We start from the raw sequence: 17,158 nt of genomic DNA, 5'->3' as shown, positions 1-17,158 counted from the left end.
CAAGGCGACACGGCCGCACGGGACGGATGCGCCCCAAAACGAACGGCCTGCTCCAGCGCTCGAGTTTCACCGCGACGCTAATGTTCCAGCCGTAACGCGTCCTATCATGCGCTTAACCGCTTTCGCGTGTTTTCCCTGCGAATTCCTGTGCGCGTGATACTGCAATTTGCGGTCCATCGCCCGCCAGCAGCGCAACATGGACAATGCCGTAGTTAACGCATGGTCGGATTAACCCGGCCGTAAGCACCGTGATGGTGATGGGCCGCGGCATCGGATTTGCTCTTCGAGAACGAGAGATTTTTCCTGTAAATTTGAGTCGAACAAGCGCGGTCAGAGAACATGAACAAATCAGCCACGATCGATTTCGCGACAGCTACAAGCGCCCGAGACCTCACAGGTCCCACACACCCAGGCATTGCTCGACCTCGTCGCCGGCGAAGCCCGCGACAGCCTGCTCGGCGTTCACGAAGTGCTGCGCCGCGAGCTGCCGCAAGGCCGGCTTGCGATCTACGAGGCCGGTGGCGGCTCGTCGAGCTTCCTGCCCATGGACGTGCTCGGTCGCAGCCACGTCACCGTCGTGGACATCGACGAAGACCAGGTCCGCAACAACACTTACGCCGACGAGGCGATCCTCGGCGACGTCCAGACCTATCGTTTCGGCCCGGAAACCTTCGACGTCGTGATCTGCTACAACGTGATCGAGCATCTGCCGGACGTCGAGGCGGCGCTCCTGAACTTCCGCGATGCGCTCAAGCACGGCGGCATGATCCTGATCGGTGCGCCCAATCCGCGCTCGCTGTCCGGCGTCGTCACCAAATACTCGCCGCACTGGTTTCATGTCTGGTTCTACCGGAATATCCGCGGCATCAAGACCGCCGGCCTGCCCGGCGAGGCGCCGTTCCCGACCTTCTTCCACCCGCTGGTGACGCTGTCGAAGCTCGAAACGTTCGCGTCCGCCCACGGGCTGGAGATGATCTACCGCCGCGAGGTCGAGAGCCCGCGCTATCCCGAGATGCGCAAGCGCAAGCCGCTGTTCGCCGCCCTCGTCGACGCCGGCGCCGCTGTGATGAACGCCGTGCTTCCGCGCGGCACCGACGTCCGCCGCGGCGACTATCACGTCATCCTGCGGAAGCGCTGACGGCCATGCGCACGCAGGCCGGCCAAGACGCTGCAAGTCCGCGCGCGCGCCGTTGGGCGTGCATGGTAACGAACCGTTAAGCACAGGGGGCCGTGGTGACACCAAGGCGGCACAACGACGCGGCAAATGGCGGCCTGCGCTTAAACGCTTTGTTTGCCATTTCGGTGAATAGTCCCTCAATGAGTATGGTTAATTTTCCCTGTTGCGTTGATTGCGCACCTATATCCCCGGTGCGAGGCGTAGAGCGAAGAGCAACCCCTCAGCCCGCGGCCGTTGGAATGAAAGCTGGGGACGATGCTTGACTATAACCAGCCGATCGATCGGGGCAAAAATCCGGGTGCGTCGGAAGCCCCGCAGCGGACATCAGAGGCCGGCTTCAACGTGCTGGAGCTCGTCAGCCTGCTGTGGCGAAGGAAGATCGCGATTGCCTCCGCCGCCCTGATCGGCGCGTGCGTCGCCGTCACCGTCGGCAAGAGCCTGACGCCCCGCTACACCGCGACCGCCCAGCTTTATGTCGACCCGCGCGAGCTTCAGCTCGTCGATCGCGAGCTCACGCCGCGCGCGCAGGACGTCTCCGGCATGTCCATGGTGGTGGAAAGCCAGGCGCGCCTGATCACCTCCAACAGCGTGCTGTTGCAGTTAATCCAGCAAGCGGGTCTCGACAAGGATCCGGAATTCGGCGGCGGCGACGGCAAGACGCTGACCTCGTCCCTGCTCGGCATGATCGGCTTTCAGCCCCGCGCGTCCTCCACTGCCGAGACCAGGAAGTGCAGCTCGCCGCACTCGACGCGCTGAACAAGCACATCACCATCCGCAAAACCGACAAGAGCTTCATCGTCGACATCGAGGTCTGGTCGATCGATCCGGCGAAGGCGGCGATGCTCGCCAACACCCTGACCAACACCTACCTAGCGGAGTCGCGCAATTCGCAGGCGGTGGCAGCCCGGCGGGCGACCAGCGAATTGTCAGGCCGGCTGAAAGAGCTGCGCGAGCGGCTGCGCAACGCCGAAACGGCGCTTGCCACCTACAAGGCCCAGAACAATTTCGTCGGCACTCAGGACGCGCTGATCTCCGATCAGCAGCTCTCCTCCAGCAACCAGCGGCTGTCCGCGGCCCGCGCGGCGACGATGGACGCCCAGGCGCGGCTGGACCAGATCGAGGCGAACAAGCGGACCGCCGCGGATGCAGGCGCGATTCCCGAAGCGCTGCAATCGCCGACCATCGCCAATCTGCGCGCGCAATATGCCGACGCCCGGAAGAAATATGCGGAGCAGACCGCCGAGCTGGGTCCGCGCCATCCGGCGCTGCGTCAGACCGAAAAGCAGGTCGAGGATCTCAAGCGCACCATCAGCGAGGAAATCGAACGCTTCGCCCAATCCGCCAAGAACGATCTGACGCGCGCACGCGACTACGAGGCGTCGCTCAACCGGGCGCTGGAAGTGCAGAAGCGGCAGAGCGTGCAACTCAGCCAGGCCGCCGTGCGCCTGCGCGAGCTCGAACGCGAGGCAGAAGCCAGCCGCGACGTCTACCAATCCTTCCTCAAGCGCTCGCGTGAGACCGAGGAGCAGGAGACCCTGAATACGTCGGCTGCCCGCGTCATCGGCGAGGCCACGGTGCCACAGCGGCGCTCGTTCCCGCCGGCAATGAGCCTGTTCGCCATGATCGGCTTCATCTTCGGCGCACTTGCCGCCGCTTCGTGGTTCGTCGCGGCCGAGCATCTGTTCAACGGCGCGACCGCGCCCGAGCCGAGCCGCCGCCGGCGCACGCCCGCGCAGGATCTTACGCGAGCTCAGCCCGAAGCCGCCGCGCCTCCAGCTGCGCTCGCGCTGGTCGAGAAACCGCTGATCGCCCGCCTCCAGGAGGCCGACGTGATCCGCACGCTCGGCGCCATTCTCGCCACTGGCGACGGCGTCGATCTGACCCGCCTCGGCTGGCCGACGCTGCGCCCCGGATTTCCACTGACGACGCTCCTCAACGCCTGGCGCGACATGCGTGCCGCGATGGCCCGCCGCGTCGGCGACAAGACCATGGTGATGGCGCTGGTCGGAGCCGGCGACACCACCGGTCGCAGCGTGACCGCGCTGAATTTCGCGATTGCAGCGGCGCGCGACGGCAACCGCGTGCTGATGATCGATGCCGACCATCAGGCGCACACGCTCTCGAGCAGGATCGATCGGCCGGACAAGCGCGAACCGAGCAGGCTTGGCTGGCTCTCGATCGGCAACAAAACGGTGCACGAGATCAAGACCGTCAACGGCATTGCGGTGCTGCCGGCGACCGAGAGCGATGCCGGCAAGGCCGCTGACGCCATCCGCAAGGCGATCGCAGAGGCGCGCTCGGCAGGCCGCTATGACCTCGTCATTCTCGACGGGCCCGCGATGCCGCTCTCCGCGGCCGGCTGCAAGCTGCTCGACGCCTCCGACGCACTGGTTGCGGTGCTGCCGACCAGCCTCGACATCAACGACAGCATGGAAGACGTCCTCACCGCACTCGGCGGCGCCCAGCGCAAGCTCGTCGGCGTGGTGCTGGACGAACTCACCCCCGCAACCCAAACGCGCCAGCGAGGCAAACAATATGCTTGAGCGCCGCGTCAACCTGGATGGTCGGGCCGCGACTGCCGAAGTGCCACGGATCACCGTGGGCGGCCTTCGCATGGCCGCACTCGACCTGGAAGCCACCGCCGATTTCATGATCGAAGCGATGGATCCGCGTCATCGCATTGGCCGCCCGTTATATATGACATCGGCCAATGGCGAGGTGCTGGCACGCTGCTCAACCGAGCCGCAGACCGAACGCCTGTTCCGCGCCGCCGATCTGATCAATGCCGACGGACAGCCGCTGGTGGCGGCGTCGAAACTGCAGTCATGGTTTCCGCTGCCGGAGCGTGTGGCCACCACGGACCTGTTCCACGCCGTCGCGCGCAAGGCGGAGGTTGCCGGCCGCAGCTTCTACATGCTCGGCGCCAGTGAGGAAGAGAATGCCGCCGCGGTCAGACGGGTCCAGAACATGTATCCGAAGCTCAGGATCGTCGGGCACAGCCACGGCTATCTCCATGGCGACGCACTGCGCGCCAAGGTCGAGGCGATCAACGCCCTCGCGCCGGATTGCCTGTGGGTCGCGCTCGGCGTGCCATCTGAACAGGCCTTTGTCGAGCAATACACGCCGCTGCTGACCAATGTCGCCGTCGTCAAGACATCAGGCGGCCTGTTCAACTTTCTGTCGGGCAGCCGCTCGCGCGCTCCGCATTGGATGCAGCGGATCGGACTCGAATGGGCCTGGCGCACCTGGCTCGAGCCGCGCCGCCTGTTCTGGCGCTATTTGACCACCAACCCCCGCGCGATCTATCTTCTCCTCAGCCGCAACCGGCCCTTCAATCGCTGAGAAGAGTAGAACGACATGAATGACCGGCCGACCGTCCTCGTCACAGGAGGCGCAGGGTACATTGGTTCGCATGCCTGCCGCGCCCTTGCCGCAGCCGGCTATCGGCCCGTCGTGTATGACAATCTCACAACAGGCCATCGCGGCTTCGTCGCCGGGGAACTGGTGGCCGGCGATCTGCTCGATGGCGCGACGCTGGCGCGCGCCTTTGCCGACCACAAGGTGACGGCGGTGATGCATTTCGCGGCGGCGAGCCTGGTCGGGGAGTCCATGACCGACCCGCAGAAATATTACGTCAACAACGTTCAGGGCACGTTGTCGCTGCTCCAGGCGATGCGCAACGCCGGCTGCCACCGCATCGTGTTCTCCTCGACCGGCGCGGTCTACGGCAACGCCGATTCCAAGGCGCTGCCGGAGGATTTTCCCTGCGCGCCGATCAACCCCTACGGTGCTTCGAAGTGGATGATCGAGCGCATGCTCGCCGATTATCGCGCGGCTTACGGCTTCGGCGCGTTCTGCCTGCGCTATTTCAATGCCAGCGGCGCCGATCCGGCCGGGGGCATCGGCGAATTGCGTGACAACGAGACGCATCTGATCCCACGCGCCATGATGGCGCTGCAGGGCCATGTCGACTTCGCGGTGTTCGGCGACGATTACGACACGCCCGACGGCACCGCGATCCGTGACTACATCCACGTCACCGATCTCGCTGCTGCGCATGTCGCGGCGTTGAAGCTGCTGGAAACGGGACATGCCGGCGGCAGCTTCAATCTCGGCACCGGCTCGGGTTTCTCGGTGCGCGAGATCCTCACTGCCATCAGGCAGGAGACCGGACGCGAGGTGCCGCACACCGTCAAGCCGCGCCGCGCGGGCGATCCCACCTATCTCGTCGCCGACCCCTCGGCCGCCCGGAAAGTGCTGGACTTCGTGCCGCGCCATTCCGACCTGCCGACCGTGATCCGCACCGCCTGGGCCTGGCACCAGAAGGCGCATCCGCTCAAATCGCGCTAAGCGCCGTATTGTCTTGCAGCCCGGAACCCCGAGCGGCTAAAGAGATTGTTACAGTCGGTGGCGGCGATCATCCCGGCCACCGCATGGCCGCCAAATGGAAGCCGCACAATTGGCTCGACAGCGCGAGCCGATTTTTCACAGCGAAGGCGATAATCGAAACCGCGCGTCGGCCCGCTATCAGGCGCGGTCCAAGGAGCACGAATGCATCAGGCTGCAAGCCTGCAATTCGAGCGCGTGATCGGCGAGCTCATGCTCTGGCACGCCGTGCCGGAGGACGAACGTTCGCCGGCACCGGCCTGGTGGTGGGGACCCGCGATGGCAGTGCTTGACGCGCATGAGCCGATGCAACACGCGTGGTGCCGTGAGCTGGGCCTCGGCGAGGGCTCGAGCTTCGCCGAAGGCGCGCATGCCATTTTCGAAATGTTCGTCGAGCAAACCTCGCCGTCCTGGCCGGATCATTTTCCGCGCAAACTGGACGTGAAGCCAGAGGACGTCCGCGAGTTGCAGCCGCAGCCGTCAGACGATAGCGCGTTTCAGCCTTAGCGCCGCGGCTTCGTCCGCAGTCGGATCCGCCACCGGCTGGAGCGGCGGCGCGACAGGCAAAACCATCGGCCGCAGCAGCTCGGCCATCTGCCGCGCCGGCACCGGCTTGGAGATCAGAAAGCCCTGCATCTCGTCGCAGCCGTGGGTCCGCAGGAATGCCTCCTGCTCGGCGTTCTCCACGCCCTCGGCGACCACCGTCATGCCGAGCGCCTTGCCCATGCTGATGATCGCCTGCGCGATCGCCTGGTCTTCCGAATCCTGCGGCAGGTCGCGCACGAAGGAGCGGTCGATCTTGATGGTGTCGATCGGGAAATGCTTCATCAGCGACATCGACGAATAGCCGGTGCCGAAATCGTCGATGGCAAGCCGGATGCCGCGGCTCTGAATCGCGTCGAGCACCTTCAATGCTCGACCGACATTGCGCATCATCATGCTCTCGGTGACCTCGAGCTGCAGCAGCACCGGCGACATGCCGGATGCCGCAAGCGCCTCGTCGACGTCCTGCAACAGATGCTCGTCGACGAACTGCCGCGGCGACAAGTTCACCGCCATCGACACCGGTAGCAGGCCGCGGCGCTGCCAGGCCATCGCCTGCGCGCAGGCTTCCTTCACCACCCAGCGGCCGATCGGCACGATCAGGCCGGTTTCTTCCGCAAGCGGAATGAACTGCGCCGGCGAAATATTGCCGAGATCGGGGTGGCTCCAGCGCAACAGCGCTTCCACGCCGGTGATCTGGCCGGTCTCCATGTCGACCTTGGGCTGGTAGTTCAGCGAGAACTGCTCGCGCTCCAGCGCCCGGCGCAGCGCGCTTTCGAGCGACAGCCGCTCGATCGACTGCGTCGTCACCTCCTTGGAGAAGAAGCGATAGCCGTTCTTGCCGTCCTCCTTGGCGAGATACATCGCCATGTCGGCGTTCTTGGTCAGCGTCTGCGCGTCGGCGCCGTTGGCCGGATACATTGCAATGCCGATCGACGCAGTGGTGTGGCACTCATGACCGGCAAGCTCCATGGGCTCGGCGAGCGCCGTCAACAGCCCGGTGGCGATGTGCTGGACGTCCTCGATCTCGCCGCACTGGTCGAGGATCACCACGAACTCGTCGCCCCCGAGGCGCGCCACCACGTCGCTTGCCCGCAGCGCGCCGCGCAGACGGTTCGCCACCTCGAGCAGGAGCAAATCACCTGCCTCGTGGCCCAGCGAATCGTTGATGACCTTGAAGCGGTCGAGATCGATGAACAGCACGGCGAAACGGTGATCATGGCGTTGCGCCGCGTCGATCGCCTCGCGCAGCAACCCGTTGAAGGTCTCGCGGTTCGGCAGATCGGTCAGACTGTCATGCGAAGCCAGATATTCGATGCGCTCATCGGCCTCGTTCTTCTCGTCGGCACGATCGAAGTTCTCGATGGCAAAGGAGACGTTGTCGGCGAGACGCTGCAACAGCTCGACGAACTCGGTGGTGAAGGTCTCCTGCTCGGTCGACATGTAGATCATCACGCCGACCGGCTTGTCGTGCGTGATCAGCGGGAACGCCGCGCCGGAGCGCGCGCCGTCGCTCTGCAGCACGGCATGGAAGGCGCTTACACGGTTGTCGTTGACATAGTCGTTGCTGACACAGGGCTGCCGGGTGCGAAACGCGGTGCCGCTCATGCCGCGGCCTTCGGGCCGGTCGGGATCGATGGAGAGGCGAACGTTCCGCGTGGTCTCGGCCGACGGTCCCGCGGCCGCGACGATCTCGAGCTGGTCGCTGTCGGCCCGGGCGAGCGCAATGGTCGTCGAGGTGAACTTGCCGCCGGTGGACGCGGCCTGGCACACGAGCTCAAACAGCTCGGTGCGTGACTTGGCGCGCACGATCGCTTCGTTGGTGGCGCTCAGTGCCGCGAACATGCGCGTCAGGCGTTCCTTCTGCGCCTCGGTCCGCGCCCGCTCCTCGGCCCCGTCGAAATTGTCCAGCGCAAAGGAGACGTTCTCCGCCAGCCGTCCCAGCAGCTGGATGAGATCGGGCGTGAACGTGCCTTCGTCCGGCGAGAGGAACAGGAGGATACCGACGGCACTGGTGCCGTTTTTCATCAGAGGGAAGCAGCCGCCCGACTTCGTGCCCTGATCCCGCGCGATATGGCGCCAGTGCGCCACACGAACGTCGGTGAGCAGGTCGTTGGTGACGCAGGGCGCTCTGGTGCGGAATGCGGTGCCGACGAGCCCCCGCCCTTCCGGCTCATCGGCGGACGTCGCGAAGCGCCATTTATCGACGTGATGGCGACACTCGCCCTTGGTGACGACAATATCGAGATTGCGGCCGCTCGGGTCCACCATGGCAATCGTGGCAGTGGAAAAGGTGCCGCCGAGCACGGCTGCGTCGCAGACCGCTTCGAACAATTCCGCACGGGTCTTCACCCGCATGATCGCCTCGTTGGTCGCGCTCAACGCTTCCAACATGTCCTGCAGGCGGTTGCGCTGCATCTCGGCTTTCGCCTTCTCGTCTGCGCGGTCGAAATTCTCCAGCGCGAAAGCCACATTGGCCTGGAGCCGCTGCAGCAGCTCGACGAATTCCGGCGTGAACGTGCCGCGATCCGGCGAGTTGAAGAGAAATACGCCTTCGAGGCGGCCGCCGTTGAACAGCGGCAGCGCCGCGGAGGATCCGATGCCGTTGCGGCGTACGCTGGCCGCCCAAGGCGCGATCCGGTCGTCGGCCAGCACATCGTTGCTGATGCAGGGCTGACGCGTGCGGAAAGCCGTTCCCGTCAACCCGCGTCCTTCGGGCACCTGGTCGGAGCTGGAGAATTTGAAGTTGCGGACCGTATCCGCGTTCGGCCCGTAGCAGGCGGTAACGCGGAGCAGCTCGGCATGATGATCGACCAGCGCAATGGCGGCGGACGTAAACTTCGCGCCCTTCGCCGTCGCTTCGCAGACGAGGTCGAACAGCTCGGCCCGCGAGTGTGCGCGCAGGATCGCCTCGTTGGTCGCGCTCAACGCCGCATACATGCGCGCCAGGCGCTCCTCTTCCTCCGCGATTCGCGCCTTCTCAGCCTCGCGGTCGAAATTGTCGATGGCAAAGCAGACGTTCTCGGCGATGCGCAGCATCAGCCCGACGATTTCCTCGTCCTTGGCCCAGGACCGGCTGAGGAAGGCCAGGATCACGCCAATGCTTTGGCCGTGCTTGATCAGGGGGGCCGCGACACAGGCGGCGACGCCGGTGTTGACGTTGGCCTGCTCCCACGGCGTACCCCTGGTGCGATGCGCGAGATCGCGCTCGACGATGGGCTTCTGCGTCCGAAACACCTCGCCGGAAATGCCACGGCCATAGGGGTTCTCGGGATCGACCGAATAGCTCGTCTGGGCGACGATCTCCACGTTCTCACCGGTACCCGCGACAGGCTTGAGCCAATGCGAATCCGGCTCCTTCAGCAAGACGAATGTCGCCAGCGACTTGCCGCCATGCACGGAGGCATCGCACACGAGCTGGTACAGCTCTTGCTCGCTTTTCGCACGCAGGATGGCTTCGTTGGTCGCGCTAAGCGCGCCGAACATGCGGTTGAGCCGCCGCGACGATCGCTCGCTGGTCTGCCGCGCGGTCTCGCGCGAAAAATTCTCCAGCGCATAGGAAATGTTGGCCGACATGCGCTCGAACAGCGACACCATCTGCTCGCTCAGCGAGCCGGCCTCGCTGCGGGTCACGAACAGCACGCCAACGCTGTTGCCGTTGCGCAGCAATGGCAGCGCCGCCGCGGCACCGATATTCGCCCTGGCCGCGCCCTCGCGCCACGCCAGCGAGCGCGAATCGTTCAAATAGTCATTGCTGATGCAGAGCTTCTGGCTGCGAAACGCTTCGCCGCCGACGCCCATGCCTTCGGGGGTGCCGGCTTCCGTGGTGATCTCGATCGCGCGCAGCCGTGCAACATCGTCGCCGCACCCCGCAGCAAAGCGAAGGCGCGAGTCGTTCGGCTCGACCAGGAACACGGCAACAGCCATGAAGTCTCCACTCGCGAACCCGGCATCGCAGACCTTCTGGTACAGCTCGTCCGGCGATTTCGCGTAGAGGATCGCTTCGTTGATGGCGCTCAACGCTGCAAAGGTGCGCGCGAGGGTCGTCTGCACGATCTTAACTCCCGGGCATTTCTGCCTGATTTTCCCGGGTACGTTATGAACGGCCATGGCCTAAGTGGTCGTTATTGCGCACGGGAAACCACCGATCAAAGTGAACGAGTGACGAACGACCGCCACGAAACTGTCGGGAATACCGCTGCACGGGAGGAATCTACGACGAAAGGCGCGCTCCCTTCACGAATTTGCAGCCCTGTATTGGTTTACCGGAGATTGATATCGCAGCTCCGCTTTGAGACGATGGCTCGCAACAACCGCCCACCAAGGGCGAAGACCTGAGGGAACGCCATGCCCATCGTCAAGGCCGACCGCCTCACGCGCGTCGGCGCTGCGCTGCTCCGCGCCGCCGGAGCCTCCGAGGAAGAGGCCGACGCTGTTGCCGTCGGCTGCGTCAACGCCAACCTCGCCGGGCATGACTCCCACGGCGTGATCGCGGTTCCGACCTATATCGATCGCATCAAGGCCGGGCACATCGTCCCCGGCGCCAAATGGACCATCGTCCGGGAATCGCCGACGACGACCGTGATCGACGGTCATTGGGGTTTTGGTTTCCACGTCAACGCCAAGGCGATGGCGCTGACCATCGATAAGGCGAAAACGGCGAACGTCGCCGCCTGCACCGTGTTCCGGCAGAGTCATGTCGGCCGCCTCGCCGCCTATCCGCTGATGGCAATGCGCGAAGGCATGATCGGGATTGCCACCGCCGATTCCGGCCGCTCGCCAAAACACGTCGCGCCGTTCGGCGGCAAGGAGGCGCGGCTCGGCACAAACCCGATCTCGATCGCGGTGCCGTCCGATCTCGATTCGCCATTCTATCTGGACATGGCGACATCCGCAGTTGCCGCGGGCAAGATCCAGCTCGCGGTCGCCCGCGGCGAGGAGATTCCGACCGGCTGGATCATCGATGCCGACGGCCGGCACACCACCGATCCCACGCAATATCGCAAGGGCGGCGCGCTGCTGCCGCTCGGCGGCACCGAAGGCTACAAGGGCAGCGGTCTCGCGGCCATGGTCGAGGTGCTCTGCGGCCTGCTCACCGGATTGGGATTCGGCGTCGAGCCGACCGGCCGGCACAATGACGGGTGCTTCATGGCCGTGTTCAACGTCGCCGCGTTCCGCCCGCTGAAGGAGTTCAGGCGCGAGGTCGCGGAATTTGCCCATTAGCTGAAATCGACCCCGCCGTCCGAGGGCAGCAAGGGCGTCTACTATCCTGGCGAGATCGAGGGCGCGCGCGAGCAGCAGCGTCTGCGCGACGGCATCGAGATCGAGGATGCGACCTGGGAGAAGCTGCGCGCGCTCGCGCGCGAATACCGGCTCGACACCGTCCTCGATCTGGCCTGACCCAATTCGGAGAACAGCAGCATGAATCGGCAGATGGTCCTGGTCGGCTTCCTTCAGGCGCAGAACTGCACGAACTTGCCGAGCTCGTGGCGGCATCCGGACTCGCGCTCCGATTCGATGTCGGCCGATTATTACCAGGAGATCGCCAGAATCCTCGAAGCCGGCAAGTTCCACATGGCGTTCTTCGACGATCGGCTGGCGATGCCGGACCGCTACGGCAACGACCACGCCCACACGGTCGAATACGGCATCCGTTGCGTGAAAATGGATCCACTGATCGTGCTGACCGCGATGGGCCTGGTCACCGACAGGCTCGGGCTGGGAGCGACCTGCTCGACCACCTATTACGAGCCGTTCGACGTCGCGCGCCGCTTCGCGACGCTCGATTTGATGTCCGGCGGGCGCGCGGGCTGGAACGTCGTGACGTCGCTGAACGATGGCGAGGCCCTCAACATGGGGCGCGAGTCCCATCCCGAACATGATTCCCGCTATGACAAGGCCGACGAGTTCATGGAGGTCGTGCTCGGCCACTGGGACACCTGGGAAGACGGCGCCCTCATCATGGACAAGACGAGCGGCCGCTTCGCGGATCCGTCCAAGGTGAAGCGGCTCGATCACAAGGGGGCAGCTTTCAAGTCGCGCGGGCCGTTCACCGTGCCGCGGTCTGACCAGGGCCATCCCGTGATCATCCAGGCCGGCGCATCCGGCCGTGGCCAGCGCTTTGCCGGACGATGGGGCGAGGTGATCTTCACCGCCGCGCGCAATCTCGCCGGCGCCAAGGACGGCTATGCGTCCGTGCGCAACGAGGCCGCGAAGGCCGGCCGCGATCCCGAGCAGATGTTCCTTTGCAATCTGACGACGCCGGTCTGCGCCGCGACCAAGGCGGAGGCCGAGGATAAGATGGCGCTGATCAACAAGTTGCCGCTCGAAATCGACGCGCTGTCACTGCTCGCCGAGGCGCTCAATTACGACTTCGCCTCCAAGGGTCTCGACGAGCCGCTGACGACGGACGAGCTCAAGAGCATGCAGGGCATTCTGGGCATCCGCGACGGCGTGCTGAAGAATTCCGGCAAGAGCAATCCGAGCGCGCGCGACTTCGTCACCTTCTCCGGCCGCGGCCAGGTCCACGATGCCATGGTCGGTGGTCCCAAGGAGATCGCGGATAGGCTCGAAGAAATGTTTGTCGAGCGCGGCTGCGACGGTTTTGTCATCGCCGCGACCTATGTGCCCGGCTCCTACGCGGACTTCGTCAAACATGTCGTGCCGGAATTGCAGCGGCGCGGGCTGTTCCAGAAGGAATATCGCGGCAAGACATTACGGGAAAATCTCGGGCTGAAGCGGCCGGCCGCCGGCGCCTGGAAAGTACAGCCGCGCGACGCCGCGGAATAACAACGAGGACAAGACATGCGCTGGCTGAAATTCACCGCCTCCGGCAAAACCTCCTGGGGCCTTGTCGAAGGGGATCAGGTGATCGCTGTCGACGGCGATCCGCTCGGCGAATGGCAGCGGACGTCGCGGACGCATCCGCTCAGCGACGTGAAGATCGAGCTGCCGCTGATCCCGCGCACCTTCTATTCCGTCGGCCTGAACTACCTGAAACATCTGAAGGAAGCCGCCGACAAGCGCGGCGAGGTACCCGCCGTGCCGGAACGGCCCGAGATCGGCTATCGCGCGCAGAACGCGCTGGTCGCGCATGACGAGGATGTCGTGATCCCGTCTTTCGCGACGGAAAAGATCCACTATGAGGGTGAGCTCGCCGTCGTCATCGGCAGAAAGGTGAAGCACCTGACGGCCGAGAACGCGATGGATTGCGTGTTCGGCTACACCATCGGCAACGACGTCAGCGAACGTTCCTGGCAGAAGGCCGACCGCAGCCTGTGGCGCTCGAAGAACGCCGACACGTTCAAGCCGATGGGTCCGTGGATCGAGACCGAGGCCGATCTTGCAAAGATGGAAACGATCGTCCGCGTCAACGGCAAGGAGACCAACCGCTTCCACACCAACGACATGATCTTTGGTGTGGTGCCGTTCCTGGTCGAGCTGACCAAATACTTCACGCTCTGGCCCGGCGACGTGATCTGGATGGGCACGGACGGCGCCTCGCCGGACATCAAGCACGGCGATATCGTGGAAATCGAGATCACCGGCGTCGGCACACTGCGCAATCGGTTTGTGCGGGAGGAGCGCTAGATCAGCTGATGGCGCCTGAGCGGCCCTTCACATGGTCGATAAAGGCGCGCAGCTTCGGCATGATTTGTCGGTGGCCGGGATAGTACAGGAACACGCCCGGTGTCATCGGCGCGTATTGCTGCAGCACATGCACCAGCTTTCCGGTCGCGATGGCGCCGTTGGCCAGTGGTCCGGGCACTTGCGCAAGACCCACACCTTCGATGGCGGCTCCGAGCATCGTGGGAAAGTCGTAGGCGATGAAAGGTCCCGAAACGGCAATCTCGATCGAACGGCCGTTGTCGTTGAGCGACCATGATGCGAGCGCACCATTCGATCGTCGCAGTCGCAAGCACGCATGCTCACGCAAATCGTCCGGGCGCTCGGGCCGGCCGCGTTGAGCAAGGTAAACCGGGCTGCCGACGATGATGAGAGGTAGCGGCTTCGTCAGCCGCACCGCAATCATGTCAGGCGTGATGAACTGGCCCATCCTGATGCCGGCATCAAAACCTCCGGCTGCGAGGTCGACCAGCTCTTCGCTTGCGGCGAGCTCCACCTCAATCTCGGGAAACGCCCGGCAGAACGACGCGACCACCGGCTCGAGCAGGATCGGCACGACCGAGCGCGGTACGGTGAGACGCAGGAGCCCGGCCGGCCGCTGTCCGAGCTCTCGGGCCGCCCCGCTTGCCGCGATCAGTTCCTCGAAGGCTGGCCTTGCGCGTGCAAGGAACCTCTCGCCGGCTTCGCTCAGACCGACGCTCCGGGTGGTGCGGATGAACAACGCCGCGCCGACGCGCGCCTCGAGCGCTCGTACCGCCTGACTGATGGCCGATGGCGTTACCCCGAGTTCAGCGGCCGCCCGGCGGAAACTGCGGTGCTGGGCGACACTCAGAAACGCCTCGACGCCGTCGAGCGCACCCTGCCTGACTGTGAAGTTCTGCTTCATAGCCCGTCAACATTATCGCGAATAGTCGCGCGCGGAAAGCGGCCTTACATCCGAATTGCAAATGAGCCGCACCGCCGCGGGCGATACTTGCGACATCGCGACGACCGCCGCGATCGGAGAAATGAAACCGATGAAGACAATCCGTCACGCCGTCCTGGCGCTCACCCTCACACTGACAGGTGTTACCTCCATGGCCGATCCATCCCTTGCCCAAGCACAAGTGCCGGCCCTCACGACCACCGGAGTGATGGTCATCCTGACCGTCAAGGCCGGCGTCACGCGGGAACAGGTCATGGCCGTCATGCCCGATGAAATCCGGCAGACCGTGCAGCTCTATCTCAACGGAAAAGTTCGCGAATGGTATTCGCGGTCCGATGGGCGCGGAGCCGTCTTCCTGCTGGACGCCAAGGATGTCGCCGAGGGACACGAGATCATGGATGGCCTCCCGCTCGCCAAGCAGGACCTCATCGACCACGAATACATCGCGGTCGGTCCGCTCATGCCGCTCCGCCTGCTCATGACCAAACCCTGAGCAGCCCCCGGCTGCGAACCGGATCGACCGGTTTCGAGTCCAACCCGACCCCGTCGGAAAATCAAGGACACCCGAACGTGCCACCGAGCTTCAACCTTCCGTTCGTCCTCAGCGTCGCCGGCGCCTTCCTGGCAAGCGCGGTGGTGGCCATCATTTATGTTTGGCCGGTGGTTCGCACGATGCCGCGTCATGACGCCTTGAGACTTCTCGCGGCTTTCCATGCGTTCAGGTTCTTGGGCATGAATTTCATGGTTGCCGGGTTCGTGTCTTCGGAGTTGAGCCCGGATTTCGCCGGCGACGTCGGATGGGGAGATCTCATCGCCGCCACTCTCGCGCTCGTTTCCATGGCGGCACTCTCCTGGCGATGGTCAATCGCCGTGCCGATGGTCTGGATATTCAATGTCTGGGGTACGCTGGATCTTCTGAATGCGTACTACATGGGCGCGACGAAGATCCAGAATCCCGGCCTCTTCGGCGCCGGCATTTATATCCCGGCGCTTTATGTGCCTCTGCTGCTGGTCAGCCACGCTCTGATCTTCATCATCCTGTTGAGGCCCGGATCGAAAGAACAGACACCGTGACACAGCCAGCGGATCGCAATCCGCGGACATGCCGGCCGAGATGACTTGCGTCCGACCGCGGCCTCCTCTCCCGAAGGAATGCCAATGAACACCGATGCTGTCTCCGTTGCCGTGATTGGCCCGCGTCCCGTCCGGCTCAGCTTGATATGGACCGTTTCATTCGCGATGCTGTGGACCTGGTTGATCTACTCGCTACCCGCATTTGCGGAGAGCGGCTTTCCTGCCCTGGGCGTTCGGCTGATGGTTCATGGGCTCATCGCGCTTGGCTTGTGGTTCGGCCTCGAAGGCACCGACTTGACGCCAAGGCAACGCAAGGCGACCTGGCTAGCCTTCATGGTGCCTTTCACGCTTTGGACTGCCGTCGCCTGGACGGCAGCCATCAACGGCGCATTTCGCACGGGCGCCTCTCCCTTGCCGCTGCTGCCAGCGGCGATCCTGCTGCCGGTGATCATCGGTGCTCCGGTGCTGCTGTGGTCGAAACGAGTGGGGCAGCTGCTCGATGCGATGCCGCCGACCTGGCTCATTGCCCTTCAGGTTTACCGCGTTTTTGGCACCCAATGGCTCGTCTACTGGCTGAGCGGGATGCAGCCAGGCCTATGGGCGCTCCCTGCAGGAACTGGCGATGTGCTGACCGGTCTCTTCGCCGTGCCGGCGGCGCTTGCGCTCGCAGTTGGAACGGCCGAGGGGCGGAAGGGGGCGATTCTTTGGAACATCTTCGGCCTCGCAGATCTCGCCGTCGCAATCACCTTGGGGATGATCATGTCGCCCGGCCCATTCCAGCTGATCGTTCCGAACGGCGCGAGCATGGCCCTGGACAGCTTTCCGAATGTGCTGACCCCCGCCTTCGTCGTGCCAAGCTCGATCCTGTTGCACGCGCTGTCGCTACGCCAACTGTTCCGGCGCAGCCGGGCGGAGATGGTGTAAGCCACGGCTGCGTCTCAAAACGGCAGCGCCACACTGGTCTTGATCTCCTTCAGCACCACATTGCTGCGGACGTAACGGATGCCGGGAATGCGGAACATGAACTCATCGAGGAAGCGGTTGTAGGCCGCCATGTCCTGCACGACGACGCGCAGGTGATAATCGGCGTCGCCCGTCGTCGCAAAGCACTCCAGCACCTCGCGACGCGTGGTAACGCGAGACACGAACTCGTCGACGAATTTGGCGTCATGCCGCTCCAGCGAGACATGGAGGATGGCGGACATCGCGAACCCCGCCTGCTCGCGTGCGACCAGCGCCGCATAGCCATGAATGACGCCGCTGTCCTCGAGCGCACGCACCCGGCGCCAGCAGGCCGAGGTGGACATGCCGACCGCGTCAGCGAGTTGCTGGTTGGTAGCGCGGCCGTCCTTCTGGAGGTGGGCGAGAATCCGCTCGTCTTGGTCTTCAATCATCGCGAGCCCTCAGATCGAGTAAATATACCAAAT

General features: G+C 64.4%; 12 protein-coding genes and 2 pseudogenes. 11 read left to right on the top strand and 3 right to left on the bottom strand.

The features are described 5' to 3' along the window. Positions 1–339: 339 nt before the first annotated feature. From ACTGJ9_RS09915 to ACTGJ9_RS09895, 5 genes and pseudogenes are all read left to right on the top strand, one after another. Positions 340–1,138: pseudogene (locus ACTGJ9_RS09915) on the top strand (class I SAM-dependent methyltransferase). A 294-nt stretch (positions 1,139–1,432) separates the two neighbouring features. Next, positions 1,433–3,720 (top strand): annotated as a pseudogene (locus ACTGJ9_RS09910) (GumC family protein). Next, positions 3,713–4,519 carry a WecB/TagA/CpsF family glycosyltransferase gene (locus tag ACTGJ9_RS09905; protein ID WP_456676909.1) on the top strand — a complete coding sequence of 269 codons (807 nt, stop codon included), beginning with the start codon at positions 3,713–3,715 and terminating at the stop codon, positions 4,517–4,519. The pseudogene ACTGJ9_RS09910 and the gene ACTGJ9_RS09905 overlap by 8 nt, the downstream one beginning before the upstream one ends. Positions 4,520–4,534: 15 nt before the next feature. Beyond that, on the top strand, positions 4,535–5,527 hold the full coding sequence (gene galE / locus ACTGJ9_RS09900) for a UDP-glucose 4-epimerase GalE (protein WP_456676908.1): 993 nt from the start codon (positions 4,535–4,537) through the stop codon (positions 5,525–5,527). A 201-nt stretch (positions 5,528–5,728) separates the two neighbouring features. Further along, complete coding sequence (locus tag ACTGJ9_RS09895) at positions 5,729–6,070, top strand: hypothetical protein (RefSeq protein WP_456676907.1); 342 nt, start codon at positions 5,729–5,731, stop codon at positions 6,068–6,070. Here the strand turns inward: ACTGJ9_RS09895 and ACTGJ9_RS09890 are convergent. After that, entirely contained in the window at positions 6,044–10,159 is a 4,116-nt protein-coding gene (locus ACTGJ9_RS09890) for a bifunctional diguanylate cyclase/phosphodiesterase (protein WP_456676906.1), read from the bottom strand. The genes ACTGJ9_RS09895 and ACTGJ9_RS09890 overlap by 27 nt on opposite strands. A gap of 294 nt (positions 10,160–10,453) precedes the next feature. Here ACTGJ9_RS09890 and ACTGJ9_RS09885 point away from each other — a divergent pair, with 294 nt between their 5' ends. The 3 genes from ACTGJ9_RS09885 (at position 10,454) to ACTGJ9_RS09875 (ending at position 13,696) form a co-directional block, all read left to right on the top strand. Continuing rightward, positions 10,454–11,329, top strand: a complete 876-nt coding sequence (locus tag ACTGJ9_RS09885) for an Ldh family oxidoreductase (protein WP_456676905.1) — start codon at positions 10,454–10,456, stop codon at positions 11,327–11,329. 198 nt (positions 11,330–11,527) lie between these two features. Continuing rightward, positions 11,528–12,895, top strand: coding sequence for an LLM class flavin-dependent oxidoreductase (locus ACTGJ9_RS09880; RefSeq protein WP_456676904.1), 1,368 nt, complete (start codon positions 11,528–11,530; stop codon positions 12,893–12,895). A 15-nt stretch (positions 12,896–12,910) separates the two neighbouring features. Beyond that, positions 12,911–13,696 carry a fumarylacetoacetate hydrolase family protein gene (locus ACTGJ9_RS09875; RefSeq protein WP_456676903.1) on the top strand — a complete coding sequence of 262 codons (786 nt, stop codon included), beginning with the start codon at positions 12,911–12,913 and terminating at the stop codon, positions 13,694–13,696. Position 13,697: 1 nt separating this feature from the next. On the opposite strand, the gene ACTGJ9_RS09870 is transcribed toward ACTGJ9_RS09875, so the two are convergent. Further along, positions 13,698–14,618 carry a LysR family transcriptional regulator gene (locus ACTGJ9_RS09870; RefSeq protein ID WP_456676902.1) on the bottom strand — a complete coding sequence of 307 codons (921 nt, stop codon included), beginning with the start codon at positions 14,616–14,618 and terminating at the stop codon, positions 13,698–13,700. Positions 14,619–14,679: 61 nt separating this feature from the next. Here ACTGJ9_RS09870 and ACTGJ9_RS09865 point away from each other — a divergent pair, with 61 nt between their 5' ends. The 3 genes from ACTGJ9_RS09865 (at position 14,680) to ACTGJ9_RS09855 (ending at position 16,655) form a co-directional block, all read left to right on the top strand. Further along, positions 14,680–15,150: a hypothetical protein gene (locus ACTGJ9_RS09865; protein WP_456676901.1), complete on the top strand. Its 471-nt coding sequence runs from the start codon at positions 14,680–14,682 to the stop codon at positions 15,148–15,150. Positions 15,151–15,227: 77 nt separating this feature from the next. Next, positions 15,228–15,731 carry a hypothetical protein gene (locus tag ACTGJ9_RS09860; RefSeq protein WP_456676900.1) on the top strand — a complete coding sequence of 168 codons (504 nt, stop codon included), beginning with the start codon at positions 15,228–15,230 and terminating at the stop codon, positions 15,729–15,731. 84 nt (positions 15,732–15,815) lie between these two features. Continuing rightward, positions 15,816–16,655, top strand: a complete 840-nt coding sequence (locus ACTGJ9_RS09855) for an MFS transporter (RefSeq protein WP_456676899.1) — start codon at positions 15,816–15,818, stop codon at positions 16,653–16,655. A 14-nt stretch (positions 16,656–16,669) separates the two neighbouring features. Here the strand turns inward: ACTGJ9_RS09855 and ACTGJ9_RS09850 are convergent, their stop codons facing one another. Continuing rightward, positions 16,670–17,125 carry an Lrp/AsnC family transcriptional regulator gene (locus tag ACTGJ9_RS09850; RefSeq protein WP_456676898.1) on the bottom strand — a complete coding sequence of 152 codons (456 nt, stop codon included), beginning with the start codon at positions 17,123–17,125 and terminating at the stop codon, positions 16,670–16,672. Between the last annotated feature and the right edge of the window lie 33 nt (positions 17,126–17,158).

The sequence above is a fragment of the Bradyrhizobium sp. RDM12 genome, from assembly GCF_051917485.1.
Lineage (GTDB): Bacteria > Pseudomonadota > Alphaproteobacteria > Rhizobiales > Xanthobacteraceae > Bradyrhizobium.
This window is presented reverse-complemented; position numbering and strand designations above follow the sequence as displayed.